13 protein-coding genes and 1 pseudogene are annotated in these 14625 nt (G+C 68.7%); 9 read left to right on the plus strand and 5 right to left on the minus strand.

The window, feature by feature from the left end; all coding sequences use genetic code 11:
* Positions 1-15: 15 nt before the first annotated feature.
* On the plus strand, positions 16-663 hold the full coding sequence (locus tag WS66_RS08240) for an isochorismatase family protein (RefSeq protein ID WP_059598777.1): 648 nt from the start codon (positions 16-18) through the stop codon (positions 661-663).
* A gap of 202 nt (positions 664-865) precedes the next feature.
* Positions 866-3145, plus strand: coding sequence for a xanthine dehydrogenase family protein molybdopterin-binding subunit (locus WS66_RS08245; RefSeq protein ID WP_059598776.1), 2280 nt, complete (start codon positions 866-868; stop codon positions 3143-3145).
* 36 nt (positions 3146-3181) lie between these two features.
* On the opposite strand, the gene WS66_RS08250 is transcribed toward WS66_RS08245, so the two are convergent.
* Positions 3182-3628 (minus strand): MarR family winged helix-turn-helix transcriptional regulator, encoded by a 447-nt coding sequence (locus WS66_RS08250; RefSeq protein WP_059598821.1) that lies wholly within the window; start codon positions 3626-3628, stop codon positions 3182-3184.
* A gap of 548 nt (positions 3629-4176) precedes the next feature.
* Between WS66_RS08250 and WS66_RS08255 the strand changes: the two genes are divergently transcribed.
* A complete protein-coding gene (locus WS66_RS08255) occupies positions 4177-5484 on the plus strand; it encodes an MFS transporter (RefSeq protein WP_059598775.1) in 1308 nt (435 codons plus the stop codon).
* A 410-nt stretch (positions 5485-5894) separates the two neighbouring features.
* Complete coding sequence (locus tag WS66_RS08260; protein WP_059598774.1) at positions 5895-6659, plus strand: DUF4397 domain-containing protein; 765 nt, start codon at positions 5895-5897, stop codon at positions 6657-6659.
* Between the two features lie 51 nt (positions 6660-6710).
* On the opposite strand, the gene WS66_RS08265 is transcribed toward WS66_RS08260, so the two are convergent.
* Positions 6711-7259, minus strand: a complete 549-nt coding sequence (locus WS66_RS08265) for a DUF3005 domain-containing protein (protein WP_059598773.1) — start codon at positions 7257-7259, stop codon at positions 6711-6713.
* A 194-nt stretch (positions 7260-7453) separates the two neighbouring features.
* Entirely contained in the window at positions 7454-7708 is a 255-nt protein-coding gene (locus tag WS66_RS33585; RefSeq protein WP_082728785.1) for a hypothetical protein, read from the minus strand.
* A 237-nt stretch (positions 7709-7945) separates the two neighbouring features.
* On the opposite strand from WS66_RS33585, the gene WS66_RS08280 reads away from it, so the two are divergent.
* The 3 genes from WS66_RS08280 to WS66_RS08290 are packed head-to-tail and all read left to right on the plus strand — an operon-like array spanning position 7946 to position 11432.
* On the plus strand, positions 7946-9478 hold the full coding sequence (locus WS66_RS08280) for an NCS1 family nucleobase:cation symporter-1 (protein WP_108064637.1): 1533 nt from the start codon (positions 7946-7948) through the stop codon (positions 9476-9478).
* 22 nt (positions 9479-9500) lie between these two features.
* The gene (locus WS66_RS08285; protein WP_059598772.1) at positions 9501-10229 is read left to right on the plus strand and encodes an aspartate/glutamate racemase family protein; all 729 of its coding nucleotides are present in this window, start codon (positions 9501-9503) and stop codon (positions 10227-10229) included.
* A 24-nt stretch (positions 10230-10253) separates the two neighbouring features.
* Positions 10254-11432 (plus strand): LysR family transcriptional regulator, encoded by a 1179-nt coding sequence (locus WS66_RS08290; RefSeq protein WP_059598771.1) that lies wholly within the window; start codon positions 10254-10256, stop codon positions 11430-11432.
* A 64-nt stretch (positions 11433-11496) separates the two neighbouring features.
* Here the strand turns inward: WS66_RS08290 and WS66_RS08295 are convergent.
* Positions 11497-11715 (minus strand): annotated as a pseudogene (locus WS66_RS08295) (MFS transporter); the annotation flags it as partial.
* A gap of 151 nt (positions 11716-11866) precedes the next feature.
* Here WS66_RS08295 and WS66_RS08300 point away from each other — a divergent pair.
* A complete protein-coding gene (locus WS66_RS08300; protein ID WP_059598819.1) occupies positions 11867-12856 on the plus strand; it encodes an ABC transporter substrate-binding protein in 990 nt (329 codons plus the stop codon).
* Positions 12857-12872: 16 nt separating this feature from the next.
* On the opposite strand, the gene WS66_RS08305 is transcribed toward WS66_RS08300, so the two are convergent.
* The gene (locus WS66_RS08305; RefSeq protein ID WP_059598818.1) at positions 12873-13247 is read right to left on the minus strand and encodes a phage protein NinX family protein; all 375 of its coding nucleotides are present in this window, start codon (positions 13245-13247) and stop codon (positions 12873-12875) included.
* Positions 13248-13534: 287 nt separating this feature from the next.
* On the opposite strand from WS66_RS08305, the gene WS66_RS08310 reads away from it, so the two are divergent.
* Complete coding sequence (locus WS66_RS08310; RefSeq protein ID WP_059598769.1) at positions 13535-14611, plus strand: glycosyltransferase family 2 protein; 1077 nt, start codon at positions 13535-13537, stop codon at positions 14609-14611.
* Positions 14612-14625: the final 14 nt, after the last annotated feature.

Raw genomic sequence — 14625 nt, forward strand, 5'->3', positions numbered from 1 at the left:
CGAGTGCCCGACACCATGACCGATCTTTCCCACCACGCCGAAGCGAACGTCTACCGCCAGCAGGGTTTCGGCACGCCGCTGCCGCCGCACGGCAACATAGGGCTGCTGATCGTCGACTTCGTGGTCGGCTTCGCCGATCCCGCGACGTTCGGCGGCGGCAACATCGCGCCGGCGATCGCGCGCACGACGCGGGCGCTCGCGCTCGCGCGCGAACGCGGCTGGCCGGTCGCGCACAGCCGCATCGTGTATGCGGACGACGGCAGCGACGACAACGTGTTCTCGCTGAAGGTGCCGGGCATGGCGACGCTGACCGAGCACCATCCGAACAGCGCGATCGTGCCCGAACTCACGCCCGCCGCCGGCGAACTCGTCGTGCGCAAGACCGTGCCGTCGGCGTTCTTCGGCACGCAGCTCGCACCCTGGCTCACGCAGCGTGCGGTACAAACACTGCTCGTTGCCGGCGCGGTGACGAGCGGTTGCGTGCGCGCGAGCGTGGTCGACGCGATGTCGCACGGGTTCCGTCCGCTCGTGATCGCAGATTGCGTCGGCGATCGCGCGATTGCGCCGCACGACGCGAACCTGTTCGACATGCAGCAGAAATACGCGGCCGTGATGCCGCTCGACGATGCGATCGCGGCAATCGATGACGTGCGTGCGCGCTGAGCCGCCGCGCCGCGCGGGCGGCGGCCCGGCCGTCGCCCGCACCCTCACCCGCCCGTGATTGACGCTGAGGTTTTGGCGACCTAGATTGACCGCGTGCGCCGTCGCGCAAGCCCAGGCCGTCACCCCGCGCGCGGCACGCCGCGTTCGCGCACCAAAGCCCGCGCGCCCGCCGACCTCCCCTCCCCGACAGGACACCTCGATCGTGAACCGCTCCGAACTGCTTGCGCGCGACGGCTGCCTGACCGTGCTCCGGCCACCCGCGCCGCCCGTCAAGCCGGCGCCCGGCCAACCGGGCAGCCTGTCGTCGTACGTGCCGGCGCTGCCTGAGGTGTTCGTCGCGATTCTCGACGACGGACGCATCCTCGCGTTCAACGGCCACGTCGATCTCGGCACCGGCATTCGCACGTCGCTCGCGCAGATCGTTGCCGAGGAACTCGACGTGCCGCCCGCGCGCGTGACGATGGTGCTCGGAGATACGGCCGCGACACCGAACCAGGGTCCGACCATCGCGAGCGCGACAATCCAGATTTCCGCGACGCCGCTGCGTTGCGCGGCCGCTCAGGCACGGCACGCATTGCTGGCGCTGGCCGCCGAGCGTTTCGGTGTCGACCTCGCGCAGTTGAGCATCGACGACGGAACGATCTCCGCGCCGGCACACGGGCACGCCGCGACGTTCGCCGCGCTCGTCGCGGGGCACCGCGTCACGCTGATGCTCGATCCGAGCGCCCGCACGAAGGACCCCGCCCACTACCGGATCGTCGGCCGATCGTCGCCGCGCGTCGACCTGCCCGCGAAAGCAACGGGCCAGCTCACGTTCGTGCATGACATGCGCGTGCCGGGCATGCTGCATGGCCGCGTCGTGCGGCCGCCGTATGCGGGCCACGACAGCGGCGCGTTCGTCGGCACGTCGCTGGTCGACGTCGATCGCGCGTCGGTCGCCGACGTGCCGGGGCTCGTCGCGGTCGTCGCGATCGGTGATTTCGTCGGCGTCGTCGCCGAGCGCGAGGAACACGCGATCCGCGCGGCGCGCCAGCTGTGCGTCACGTGGCGGCCGCATCCCGCGCTGCCGCCGCTCGATACGCCCGCGGCCGCGATCGCCGCCGCGCCCGCGCAACGCCGTGTGCTGCTCGACGAAGGCGACGTCGACGCGGCACGCACGCAACCCGACACGATCACGGTGTCGCGCACCTATGCCTGGCCGTTCCAGATGCACGGCTCGATCGGCCCGTCGTGCGCGCTCGCCGACTATCGCGCGCCGGGCGACGGCCGGATCACCGTATGGTCCGGCACGCAGAACCCCGTATCGCTGCGCTACGACCTCGCGACGCTCGTGGCGCGCGACGAGGCCGATTTCGACATCGTGCGAATGGAAGCAGCCGGCTGCTACGGCCGCAACGGCGCGGACGACGTATGCGGCGACGCATTGCTGCTGTCGCGCGCGGTCGGCCGTCCGGTGCGCGTGCAACTGTCACGCGCGGACGAACATCTGTGGGAACCGAAGGGCGCCGGGCAATTGATGCGGGTGACGGGCACCGTGACACGCGACGGCCGCCTGCTGGGCTACGACTTCACGACCCGCTATCCGTCGAACGACGCGCCGCTGCTCGCGACGCTTCTGACCGGCGCGATCGCGCCCGAGCCGCGCGTATTCGAGATGGGCGACCGCACGGCCGTGTCGCCGTATGAAAGCCCGAACCGTCGCATAGTCTGCGAGGATCTCGCGCCGCTCGTGCGCGCATCGTGGTTGCGCGGCGTGTCGGCGTTGCCGAACTCGTTCGCGCACGACGCGTTCGTCGACGAATGCGCGGCGCTGGTCGACATCGATCCGCTCGCGTTCCGGCTTCGGCATCTCAAGGACACGCGCGCGAGCGAACTGCTGCAGGCCGTGGCCGATCGCGCGGGCTGGACGCCGCGTGCGGGCCGCAACCATGAACACGACGGATTGCGCGTCGTGCGCGGACGCGGCGTCGCGTATGCGCGCTACGTGCACAGTCGCTTCCCCGGTTTCGGCGCGGCATGGTCCGCATGGATCGTCGACCTGAGCGTCGATCGCGTGTCTGGCGAAATCCGCATCGAACGCGTGACGGTCGGCCAGGACACCGGCACGATGATCAACCCGGACGGCGTGCGCCACCAGATTCACGGCAACGTGATCCAGGTATTGAGCCGCACGCTGAAGGAGCGTGTGCGGTTTGCCGAAGGCAAGGTCGCGTCGCGGGAATGGGCAAGCTATCCGATCCTGACGTTCGACGAAGTGCCGGAGGTCGACGTGGTGCTGATGCCGCGGCAAGGCGAGCCGCCGCTCGGCGCGGGCGAATCGGCGTCGGTGCCGGGGCCCGCCGCCGTCGCGAACGCGCTGTTCGACGCGACCGGCGTGCGCTTCTACGCGCCGCCGTTCACGCCCGAAACGGTGCGCGCCGCGCTTCGCGAGGCCGGCCGGCTTCCCGGTAGGAAAGCGCCTGTCCCAGCACGCGCCGTGTAAGGGTGGTATGCGTCGAGAGCCGGGCCGCGCCGCGCGTTACGCGTCGCCGTCGGCCTCCATCATCTTGCGCAGCAGATACTGCAATGCGACGCGCTCGCCCGGATTGAGCGGCCCGTACGTGCGCTCGGTCACCTGCCGCGCGAACGGCACCGTGCGGTCGATCAGCGCGAGGCCTGCCGCGGTCGCGCGCACGATCAGCTTGCGGCCGTCGTTCGGGTCGGGCAGCACCTCGATCAGCGCGCGCGTCTTCAACCGATCGACGACGCCGCGGATCGTCGCCTGGTCGATCGCGGTCGCCTTGACGATGTCGTTCAGCGAACACGCCTGCTTTTCCTTGACCGCGCACAGCGCGACGAACTGCGCGGCCGTCAGGTCCGAATCGGGGATCGCTTCCTGGAAGATCGCAACGTGCCGCTGGTAGGCGCGGCGCAGCAGGTGCCCGACCTGGTCGTGAAAGTCGTAGGAATCCTTGGAAGACGCCATGAAGATGAGGGCCCGCGCGGCATGAATGAGAAAGGCAAGCAGTGTACACCCTCGAATCGGCACGATCGTTCGCGCGCCGGCCGCTTCCTTGCGGTACGTCAGGTTCGTCGCGCCCTTTCCGTCTTTCACCTGACGATTGCCCGACCGTGCAGGCCCGCTCACGAAAATCGCACCGCGGGGCCAGCCATTCGCGCCGTTCGGCGGGTCGCCGGATGCACGAAGCCGGACGCACGTATGCGCAGCGCCGGAGCACTTGCGTGCATACACTTCACTTTTGAGTGCATACGCACGAATTTCGTGCATCCCGACCCGTTCATGACGCTCACGGAGATACGTGCATTTTTCCGAATAATTCCTCGAAAAACATGAGGTTTATCCGGCCCATCGAGCGATCTTCATCCATCCGTTTTCATGCCTGTGCGATTCCGTATTTTCTAGTGTGTACGCTATGTAATTGGCGTGCTATACAGACTCCAGCGCGCGGTGAATCTTCGCTCGCGTCGAACGGCCACCCACTTCATCCGTCACATTCGAACAGGGGCAATCCCATGTCTACCGCACACCCGAGCGCCGCCGTCTCCGCCGACGACACGCTGCACGGCGCGCTCTACCGCAAGGTCACGCTGCGCCTGATCACGCTGTTCTGCCTGTGCTATTTCGCGGCCTATCTCGACCGCATCAACATCGGGCTCGCGAAGCTGCAGATGCTCGACGCGCTGAAGTTCAGCGACACCGTGTACGGGCTCGGCGCCGGCCTGTTCTTCGGCGGCTACATCCTGTTCGAAGTCCCGAGCAACCTGGTGCTGCAGCGCGTCGGCGCGAAGATGTGGATCGCGCGGATCATGATCACGTGGGGCCTGCTGTCGGGCGCGACGATGTTCGTGCAGACGCCGATGCAGTTCTACGTCGTGCGCTTCCTGCTCGGTGCCGCCGAAGCCGGCTTCCTGCCCGGCGTGCTGTTGTACCTGACGCAGTGGTATCCCGATGCGCGCCGCGCGCGGATCGTCGCGCTGTTCATGGTCGGCCTGCCGCTGTCGAGCATGATCGGCAGCCCGATTTCCGGCTGGATCATGCGCGCGTTCGACGGCGCGCACGGGCTCGGCGGCTGGCAGTGGCTGTTCCTGCTCGAGGCATTGCCGTCGGTGCTGCTCGGCTTCGCGGTACTGCGCTGGCTGCCCAACGGCATCGAAACCGCGCACTGGCTGAACGCCGACGAAAAGCGCGCGCTGCGCGCGAACCTCGACGCCGACCCGTCCGGCAACAAGAGCCATGCGCTCGGCCGTGCATTCACCGACCCGAGGGTGTGGGCGCTCGGTCTCATCGACCTGTGCGTGCTGCTCGGGCTGTATGCGGTGAGCTTCTGGCTGCCGACGATCCTGCGCGACACCGGCGTGAAGGACGCGTATCACATCGGCTGGCTGATGGTGATCCCCAATGCCGCGGCCGTTCTCGCGACGCTCTATTGCGGCGCGAGCTCCGACCGTGCGCGTGAGCGCCGCTGGCATATCGTCGTGCCGTTCCTGGTGTCGGCCGTCGCGCTCGCACTTGCCGCCGCGTCGTCGCACGGCACGCTCGCGACCGTGCTGCTGTTCTCGTTGATCAACGCGGGCGCGGCCGCCGCGATGCCGGTCGTCTGGGCGTTGCCGTCCACGTTCCTGAAGGGCTCGGCCGCGGCCGGCGGGATCGCGTTCGCATGCTCGATCGCGAACCTCGGCGGCTTCGGCAGCACTTACTTCATCGGCTGGCTGCGCGACACGTTCCATTCGCAAAGCGCGGGACTGTATGCCTTCGCCGCATGCATGCTGGTCGGTTGCGCACTCGCGCTCGCGTATCCGGCGAAGCTCGTGAATCGCTGATGCACATCACGCGCGCGGCGGCGCCAGGTCGTCGCGCGACTGCACGATTCTCCTCATATCGATGCGCACGCAACGATATGCGCGAAAATCGTCGCCCGCAGCGCACAACGGACGACGTTTGAAACGCCCTTGCGGCGCGCGTCGCTCTCTCGCTGGTTGCATCGCCTTTTTACAAGCATGCAACCCGGACTCGCACGATCCGGCACGGCACGCAACGGCACTGCGTGCCACACCTTCGCCATACGGGCGCGCGCGCCGATTCCGTCGCGCGGGCACGTCGCTTGCGACATCCGTGCGCCCGCCACCCCGGCGGACGGCAATTCCTTCCTTCAATCCGGCGCTGCGTACCGCGCGATGCCTCGCGCGGCAACACCGCATCGCAACCAGGCTCCCTGAACGAGAGGACGACAATGAAATCCATTCGAACGATAGTGGCCCTGTGCTCGGTCATTTCCGTGCTCGCGGCATGCGGCGGAGACGGCAACGACGTCGGCACCGAACTCGGTATCTCGAAACCGCAGGCGCGCTTCATCAACGCGGTGCCGGCGGGCCCGAATCTCGATTACTACCTGAATGCGAAGGTCGACGCGTCGGGTGTCGCGTACAAGGGCGTGACCCGCTATCACGACATCGACTCGGGAACGACGACCGCAAGCTACGACATCTCGGGCACGACCGCGACGGTCGCGTCGCAATCCTTCGGCGCGGCGAACGGCCATCACTACACCACGATCGCGTTGCCCAGCACGTCGTCGGCGATTTCGGTGATCGATGATCCGTTCGACAAGAAGCTCCTGTCCGACAAGGCGCGCGTGCGCAGCTTCAACGCGTCGCCGAACGCGCAGAACGTCGACGTGTACGTCGTGCCTCCCGGCACCGACATCAACGCGCAAAGCCCGACGCTGGCGGGCGCGGCATATCAGAACGCCGTGCCGGCCTCCGGACAGGATTCGATCTACCTGAACGGCGGCAGCTACCAGGTGATCGTCACGACGGCCGGCAGCAAGACGCCGATCCTGAAGACCGCGCCCGTGAGCATCAACAACAACGCCGACTGGCTGCTGGTGACGATTCCGTCGGGCGGCATCGGCGACGTGACACCGAACGACGTCCACGTGCTCGTCGCGCAAGGCAACGATGCGGACACGTCCGCGCAGGAACTCGGCCCGCAGTAATGGCCATCGGCGGACCGCCGGCCGGCGGTCCGCCCGGCACCCGTCGATACGTCAGTCGGTCCGCTCGAGGCGGATCACGTGCTCAGCCCGCGTGCTGTCGCCATGCTCGACATCGACGTCGCCGACATACTGGACGCGCCAGCCCGGCCGCGTCGCGATCTGCGGCACGTTACCGCCCGGCCGGCTCTCGATCCCGCCGAGCCCTTCGTCGGGCGTGTCGACCGCGTCGTCGAGCGACGCGTTCGAATAGATCACGTTGTCGTGCCACTCGGTCGCGCCTGCGCGCGCCTCCAGGCCCTTGCCGTCGACGTCGACGGTGTTGTCCGTCATCGCCATATTGGCGTTGTCCAGCGTGACGATCCGGCCGGCCGCGCGACGCACGGGGTCGCCGCTGTCGACCGCATGTGCGTCGACGTCGATCGGCGGCAGGCCGGTCGGCATTTTCGCCGCGACCGCCTCCGGCGTCAGCGGCCGCTTCGCGACCTCGGCAGCCTGGGTCGCCGCATCCGGCATGTCGCCGGCCGCCGGCGTCTTCACCGGGCTCTTCTCGATCTGTTCTCGCTGCTGTTCCGGGGTTGGATTCGATTCCGCGTTCTGCATCGCACCTCCTGCTCCCGACGGCGTGCGCCGGCATGACGCATGCCGGCGCCGCGCCGGGAATCGCTACAACGGTCCTTGCAAATCTTTCACGCGCGGCGCACTGTCCGCGCGTCCTGGGACGCACGTACCGAGCCGCAATGCCGTCACGGCGGCACACGGGCAACCTGCCCGCGCACGCCGCGCGCACCCGCCGATCAGCCGCCGCTTGCGCCCGTTGGCGCGGATGCCGCGCCCGGCATGCTCGCCTCGCCGCCGGCCGCGCCGCTGCCCGGCATGCCCGACGGTGCGGTGGACGGCGCCGGCGCCATGCCGCCGGTGGCGCTCGTGTCCGAACTCGCGCCGGTGCCCGTGTCGCTCTTTTTCTGACAACCCGCACCCGCTGCCAGACCGGCGATCAGGATGCCGGCGAAGACGGCCCGCGATACGTGACGAATGGAATATCGCTGCATGACACCTCCGCTGATGTCGATGTGGATGGAGCCCGCCAATACGCAATTCGCATGCCTCGCCGCCGATCCAGCCCCATTCATTTTTCAAATGACGCCTACCCGAATATTTAATTTCCCATCGCCGTGCCCGCCGCCCATACTCGCGAACAAATCCGAGACATAACGTCCACGGCGGCCGGGCCCGCGCTGCGTGCACACGCTGCCGGTTCGCGCCCCGCACATGGAAGGAGACACGGCGTGCAACTGGAAGCCACCCACCGCGCGGGCATCGTGCCCGGCGCGGACGACGCATTGCATCGAACCGATAGGGCCACGCGCGATCCCGCGCTGAGCCCGCGACTACACAATTCCGACCTTGCGCCCACCAAGGCCGAGGGCCGCACCTGGGGCCGCTACAGCATCTTCGCGCTGTGGACCAACGACGTGCACAACATCGCGAACTACTCGTTCGCGATCGGCCTGTTCGCGCTCGGCCTGTCGGGCTGGCAGATGCTCGCGTCGCTCGCGATCGGCGCCGTGCTCGTGTATTGCTTCATGAACCTCACCGGCTACATGGGCCAGAAGACCGGCGTGCCGTTCCCGGTGATCAGCCGGATGAGCTTCGGCATCTACGGCGCGCTCTTGCCCGCGATGATCCGCGCGGTGATCGCGATCGCATGGTTCGGAATCCAGACCTATCTCGCATCGGTCGTGCTGCGCGTGCTGCTCACCGCGATCTGGCCAGGCCTCGCCGCCTTCGACCAGGATGCGATCCTCGGGCTGTCCACGCTCGGCTGGATCACGTTCGTCGCGATCTGGCTGGTGCAGATCGGCATCCTCGCTTACGGGATGGAGATGGTCCGCAAGTACGAGGGGCTCGCCGGCCCGGTCATTCTCGTCACGACGCTGTCGCTCGCCGCATGGATGTTCAGCCGCACCGGCGGCCATCTTGCAATGTCGATCGGCAAGCCGATGACCGGCCTGAAGATGTGGATCGAGGTGTTCGCGGGCGGCGCGCTGTGGCTCGCGATCTACGGCACGCTGGTGCTCAACTTCTGCGATTTCGCGCGCTCGTCGCCGAGTGCGAAGACGGTGCGGGTCGGCAACTTCTGGGGCCTGCCGGTGAACATTCTGGTGTTCGCGGCGATCAGCTTCGTGCTCGCGGGCGCGCAGTTCAAGCTGAACGGCCAGATCATCCACAGCCCGACGGAAATCATCGCGACGGTGCCGAACAAGCTGTTCCTCGTGCTCGGCTGCCTCGCCTTCCTGATCGTGACGGTCGCGGTGAACATCATGGCGAACTTCGTCGCGCCGGCCTTCGTGCTGACGAGCCTCGCGCCCCACCGCCTGACGTTCCGCCGCGCGGGCCTGATCAGCGCGACGGTCGCGGTGCTGATCCTGCCGTGGAACCTGTACAACAGCCCGGTCGTGATCGTCTATTTCCTGTCCGGCCTCGGCGCGCTGCTCGGCCCGCTGTACGGCATCATCACGGTCGACTACTGGCTCGTGCGCAAGCAGCGCGTGAACGTGCCGGATCTCTATACCGAAGCGCCGACCGGCGCCTATTTCCATACGCGCGGCGTGAACCGCAAGGCGCTTGCGGCCCTCGTGCCGTCCGCGCTGATCTCGATCACGCTCGCCGTCGTGCCGGCCTTCAGCGCGATGACGCCGTTCTCCTGGCTGCTCGGCGCGGCCATCGCGGGCAGCGTGTACTGGCTGACGGCCGATCGCAAACGGCAATACGAGGAGCGCTCGGGCGAACACATCGCGGTCGCCTGCGCCCGACACTGAACGCAGCATACGGAGTGCACCGATGAGAATCCTGGTAGTCAACGTCAACACGACCGAATCGATCACCGACGCCATCGCCGCGCAAGCGCGCGCCGCCGCATCGCCCGGCACGGAGATCGTCGGGCTGACGCCGCGCTTCGGCGCGGAGTCGGTCGAGGGCAACTTCGAGAGCTACCTCGCGGCGATCGCCGTGATGGACCGCGTGTTGAGCTACGACGAGCCATACGACGCGGTGATCCAGGCCGGCTACGGCGAACACGGCCGCGAAGGGCTGCAGGAACTGCTGACGGTGCCCGTCGTCGACATCACCGAAGCGGCCGCGAGCGTCGCGATGCTGCTCGGCCACCGCTATTCGGTCGTCACGACGCTCGACCGCACGGTGCCGCTGATCGAGGATCGCCTGAAGCTCGCCGGACTCGATGCGCGTTGCGCGTCGGTGCGCGCGAGCGGTCTCGCGGTGCTCGAACTCGAGGAGAACCCGGCCCGCGCGATCGAGTCGATCGTCGACCAGGCCGCGCGCGCGGTGAAGGACGATCACGCGGAAGTGATCTGCCTCGGCTGCGGCGGGATGGCCGGCCTCGACCGGCAGATCGAGGAATGCACGGGCGTGCCCGTTGTCGACGGCGTGTCGGCCGCAGTCGCCCTCGCCGAGTCGCTGGTGCGACTGAAGCTGAAGACGTCGAAGCTGCGCACGTATGCGCCGCCGCGTCCGAAGCGGATCGTCGGCTGGCCGGGCACCTTCGCCAGATGACGGGCCGCGCAAACGCGTAGCGACATGCGGGACGCACCGGAGCCGAACGGCCTTGCCCTCGACGCGTCCGACGCAACGGGCGCGCTCGACGTGCTGGACGCGCGGCTGATGCGCATCCTGCTCGTGCTGCTCACCGAGCGCACCGTGTCGCGCGCAGCCGTGCGGCTGAACATGTCGCAGCCGGCGACGAGCGCCGCGCTCAAGCGCCTGCGCACGCTGCTCGGCGATCCGCTGCTGGTGCGCAGCCGCTACGGGATGGTGCCGACCGAGTTCGGCGCGCGGCTGATCGAGCCGCTGCGCAACGCGCTGCGCGTGATCGACTTCATCCGCATCCAGCAGCCGACCTTCGACGCGCGCACGTCGGTGCGCACCTACCGGATCGGCTGCCCCGACTACCTGAACGTGCTGTTCGTGCCGAAGCTCGTCGCGCTGTTCCGCGAACGCGCACCGAACGCGCAGCTCGTGTTCCATCCGCTCGGCGACGGCTTCGACGACGAACGGGCACTCGCCGATGGCGAGCTCGACGTCGTGATCGACAACCGTCCCGCCCGCTCGTCCCGGTTCCGGCAGGACGACCTGTTCGACGATCGCGTCGTGTGCCTGATGCGCGCGACGCATCCGCTCGCGCGGCGTGGCGCGATGACGGCCGCCGAATTCGCGCAGGCGCCGCAGCTGTGCCCGACGCCGTCGTGGCTCGAAGCATCCGGCGCGATCGACCGGCAGCTCGAACGCGTCGGCCTGCAGCGGCGGATCGTCGTCACGCTGCCGCACTTCGAACTCGCCGCGCATGCGCTGGTGCGCTCCGACCTGATCCTGACCACCACGTACCGGCTCGCGCGCCACTACGCGAAGCTGCTGCCGCTCGGCGCGGTTGCGCTGCCGGCCGAGCCGCCCGACATCGTGTACCGGATGACGTGGAACGAAGCGGGATCATGCGCCGACGGCGTGCGCTGGCTGCGCGCACTGATCGCCGAAGCGACGCGCAGCTGGCTCGACGCGGAGGCCGCACAGCCGTCCGTTGCGGCGGTCGCCGCGAACGTGGACGCGGATGCGGACACGCGAACGAACGCGCCGATTGCCGATGCCCCGCCCGAAGCGACGCGGCGCACACGCCGCCGGCAGGCGACGCATTGCGGTTCATCGCGGCAATCGCGCGTCGCGCGCGCGGCGCGCATCCATCGCCTCGCGACGAAGCCGCGCTGAATCGCACGCTCGATGGCTCGGCGCCGTCGCGTGCAACGGGGGGGTGCGCGCATCGCGGCATGCGTCACGCATCGCGCATCGGTTGCGCAAGCAATTTGCATGCAATGGCGGCGGCAGCGAGCGCGAGCACGCCGCTCGCCGTCAGCGCGGCGGCGAATCCGCGCGCACAGGCCACGGGCGCCGCATTCGCGAGCGTACGCGAGGCCGACGGCGGCACGTGCGCAAGCGCCTGCGCGAGATCGCCGGCCAGCAGGCTCGACATGAACGGCGCCGGGGCAGCCGCGGCCTCGGCCTCTCCCCGCCGCCATGCACCGCACTCACGCGAATAAACGAATAAGCATTTCGCGATTCGATGTTTGCCGGCGCGAAACCGATTCCGTAACCTGCCCGGCAGCCGCGCGGCGTGCGCGCGGATCACCGAGGACCCGCCGTCGATGACTTCTTCCCCCGCCCCGGCCCGCCGCCGCGCCCTGCTGCGCGTGGCCGCCCTGGCCGCCGCACCGCTGCTCGGCAGCGCCGCACTGCCCGTGCGCGCGGCCGACCCCGACCTGTCGAACGTCACCCTGGTGCTCGGCGATCAGGCCGGCGGCCTGCGTGCGCTGGCCGACGCCTCACGCGTGCTCGACGGCGTGCCGTACCGGTTTCGCTGGGCGAATTTCCAGGGCGCGGCACCGTTGTTCGAAGCGCAGCGCGCGGGCGCGATCGATCTCGCGCCGGCCGGCGACCTGCCCGTCCTGACGGCCGCGCTCGGCGATCCGGCGTTGCGGATCGTCGCGACGCGCGTCGGCTCACCGGCGTCGCTCGGCATCGTCGTGCAGCCCGATTCGCCGGTGCGGACCGTCGCCGACCTGAAGGGGCGCACCGTCGTCGTGTCGTCGGCGCGCGGCAGCATCTCGCAATACCAGCTGTACGGCGCGCTGCGCGAACATGGCCTCGCACCGGGCGACGTCGACGTGCGCTTCGTGCTGCCGGTCGATGCGTTCGCCGCGTTCGAGGCGAAGCAGATCGGCATCTGGGCGACCTTCGATCCGTATTACGGGCACGTGGTGCGGCGCGGTGCGCGCATCGTGCGCGACGGCAGCGGGATCAATTCGGGGCTCGCGTTCCTCACGTCGCCGGTCGACACGCTCGCCGATCGATCGAAGCGCGCGGCGCTGTCGGACGTGCTTGCGCGGCTGGCGCGCGCCGGCCAGTGGGCCTTGTCGCACCCTGTCGATTACGCGGCCGTCTATGCGTCGCTCACGCGTCTGCCGCGCGATGCGGCCGCCGACATCGTGCGCCGGGCGGCGCTCGCGCAGCGCGGCGTCACCGGCGCGGATATCGACGTGCTGCAGCGTGTCGCCGACCGCGCAGCCGCGGACGCGATCCTGCCAAAGCGCGTCGACGTCGCGTCGATCGCGGTACGCAACCTGTCGGCCGCATGACCGGCTTCACGCGCGCTCAACGCGGCTTTGACATGTCGAGATCCGGCACGTCGTCGCCGAACGTCGACGCGACCAGCGTGCGCATCGCGGCGACCAGCAGCGTCGGCCCCGACTGGTTGAACGTGCAGCGCTCGCCCGCCGCCGGCACGGCCCGATGCAGCACCGCGCGCCACGCGCCGTGCCCGCCGTCGCGCTCGAACGCGCCGAACGGCAAGCGCTCGACCAGCGGGCCGCCGTCCGCCCACGACGACGACGGCGCATACGGCACCGGCATGCCACCCGGTTTGCGAATGATCGTGCACCCCGCGGCGTCGACGCGCGGCGCGCCGAGGTCTTCCGCCATCGCCACCCAGAAATCGAGCGGCGCACCGGCCAGGTCCTGAACCTGCATCGCGCCCTCCAGCGGTCTCGAAAACGTCATCCTAGCGCCACCGCGTGCGATTCGCGGACAACCGCCGTCCGATGTCTTCCCCGGTGAACCAGTCCGGCGCGCAACTCAACCGATACGTGTTACGAATCGGCGATTCCTGCCTACAATGAACGCAACGCCCGTCGTCCGCTACGCAGTGGACGAGCAGGCCGGAACCGACTTCACGCCGAACCGGGCCGCGCGCGTTCGGCACAGACAACCGGAATCATACGGTGCAGCGCAGGCCGGATCTCTCGGGGGACCGCAGCATGTCCACGCACGCCAGGAAGCCGCTGATATCGCTCGTCGTGCCGTTTCACGACGAAGAGGAAACGATCGACGCATTCTTTGCAGAAACGCTGCCCGTTCTCGAGTCGATCGCCGGGGTCCGCTTCGAGATCGTCTGCATCAACGACGGCAGCCGCGATCGCACGCTCGACCGGCTGGTCACGGTCGCCGGCCGCGACCCGCGCGTGCACGTCGTGGATCTCACGCGCCGCTTCGGCAAGGAAGCGGCGCTCACCGCGGGCCTCGACGAGGCCGCCGGCGCCGCGGTGATCCTGATCGACGCCGACCTGCAGGACCCTCCCGCGCTGATTCCCGCGATGATCGAACACTGGCGCGGCGGCGCCGAAGTCGTCGCCGCGAAACGCACCGACCGGATGTGCGATCCGTACCTGCAGCGCGCGGCGGCGACGCTCTACTATCGCGTGCACAATGCGCTGTCCGAAGTCGAAATGCCGGAAAACGTCGGCGATTTCCGCCTGATGGATCGCGAGGTCGTCGATGCGCTGCGCGCGCTGCCGGAGCGGCGGCGGTTCATGAAGGGGCTGTTCGCGTGGGTCGGCTTTCGCACCGCGATCGTCGAATACACGCGCGCGCCGCGCAGTGGCGGCCGCTCGAAGTTCTCCGGATGGCGCCGCTGGAACTTCGCGCTCGAGGGCATCACGAGCTTCAGCACCGTTCCGCTGCGCGTATGGACCTACGTCGGCCTCACGTTCGCGATGCTGTCACTCGTGTATGGCACCTTCATCGTGGTGCGAACGCTGCTGTTCGGCAATCCGGTGCATGGCTACCCGTCGCTGATTTCCGTCGTGTTGTTCGTCGGCGGCATCCAGCTGATCGGCATCGGCGTGATCGGCGAATACCTCGGCCGGATCTATCACGAGTCCAAGCAGCGCCCCGTCTATCTCGTGAGGCGACGCTACCGTGCCGAGCGCGATGCCGCCGGGCAGCCGGCATCGAAGCTACTGCAGTTCCCGATGAAGCGTGCAAACTCGGCACGTCGCCGGACGGCGCTGCCGGCGGCAACCGGCGCCGCCGCTCGCAAAGCGTCGTTCAAGTAGAACCGGGCAGCGGC

The sequence above is a fragment of the Burkholderia sp. LA-2-3-30-S1-D2 genome (assembly GCF_001523915.2).
GTDB lineage: Bacteria > Pseudomonadota > Gammaproteobacteria > Burkholderiales > Burkholderiaceae > Burkholderia > Burkholderia diffusa.

Bases quoted from the DNA above. Each gene is read 5' to 3' on its own strand.
- WS66_RS08240 (WP_059598777.1), top strand. From the start codon at position 16: ATGACCGATCTTTCCCACCACGCCGAAGCGAACGTCTACCGCCAGCAG.
- WS66_RS08250 (WP_059598821.1), bottom strand. From the start codon at position 3,628: ATGGCGTCTTCCAAGGATTCCTACGACTTTCACGACCAGGTCGGGCAC.
- WS66_RS08255 (WP_059598775.1), top strand. From the start codon at position 4,177: ATGTCTACCGCACACCCGAGCGCCGCCGTCTCCGCCGACGACACGCTG.
- WS66_RS08260 (WP_059598774.1), top strand. From the start codon at position 5,895: ATGAAATCCATTCGAACGATAGTGGCCCTGTGCTCGGTCATTTCCGTG.
- WS66_RS08265 (WP_059598773.1), bottom strand. From the start codon at position 7,259: ATGCAGAACGCGGAATCGAATCCAACCCCGGAACAGCAGCGAGAACAG.
- WS66_RS33585 (WP_082728785.1), bottom strand. From the start codon at position 7,708: ATGCAGCGATATTCCATTCGTCACGTATCGCGGGCCGTCTTCGCCGGC.
- WS66_RS08285 (WP_059598772.1), top strand. From the start codon at position 9,501: ATGAGAATCCTGGTAGTCAACGTCAACACGACCGAATCGATCACCGAC.
- WS66_RS08290 (WP_059598771.1), top strand. From the start codon at position 10,254: ATGCGGGACGCACCGGAGCCGAACGGCCTTGCCCTCGACGCGTCCGAC.
- WS66_RS08300 (WP_059598819.1), top strand. From the start codon at position 11,867: ATGACTTCTTCCCCCGCCCCGGCCCGCCGCCGCGCCCTGCTGCGCGTG.
- WS66_RS08305 (WP_059598818.1), bottom strand. From the start codon at position 13,247: ATGCAGGTTCAGGACCTGGCCGGTGCGCCGCTCGATTTCTGGGTGGCG.
- WS66_RS08310 (WP_059598769.1), top strand. From the start codon at position 13,535: ATGTCCACGCACGCCAGGAAGCCGCTGATATCGCTCGTCGTGCCGTTT.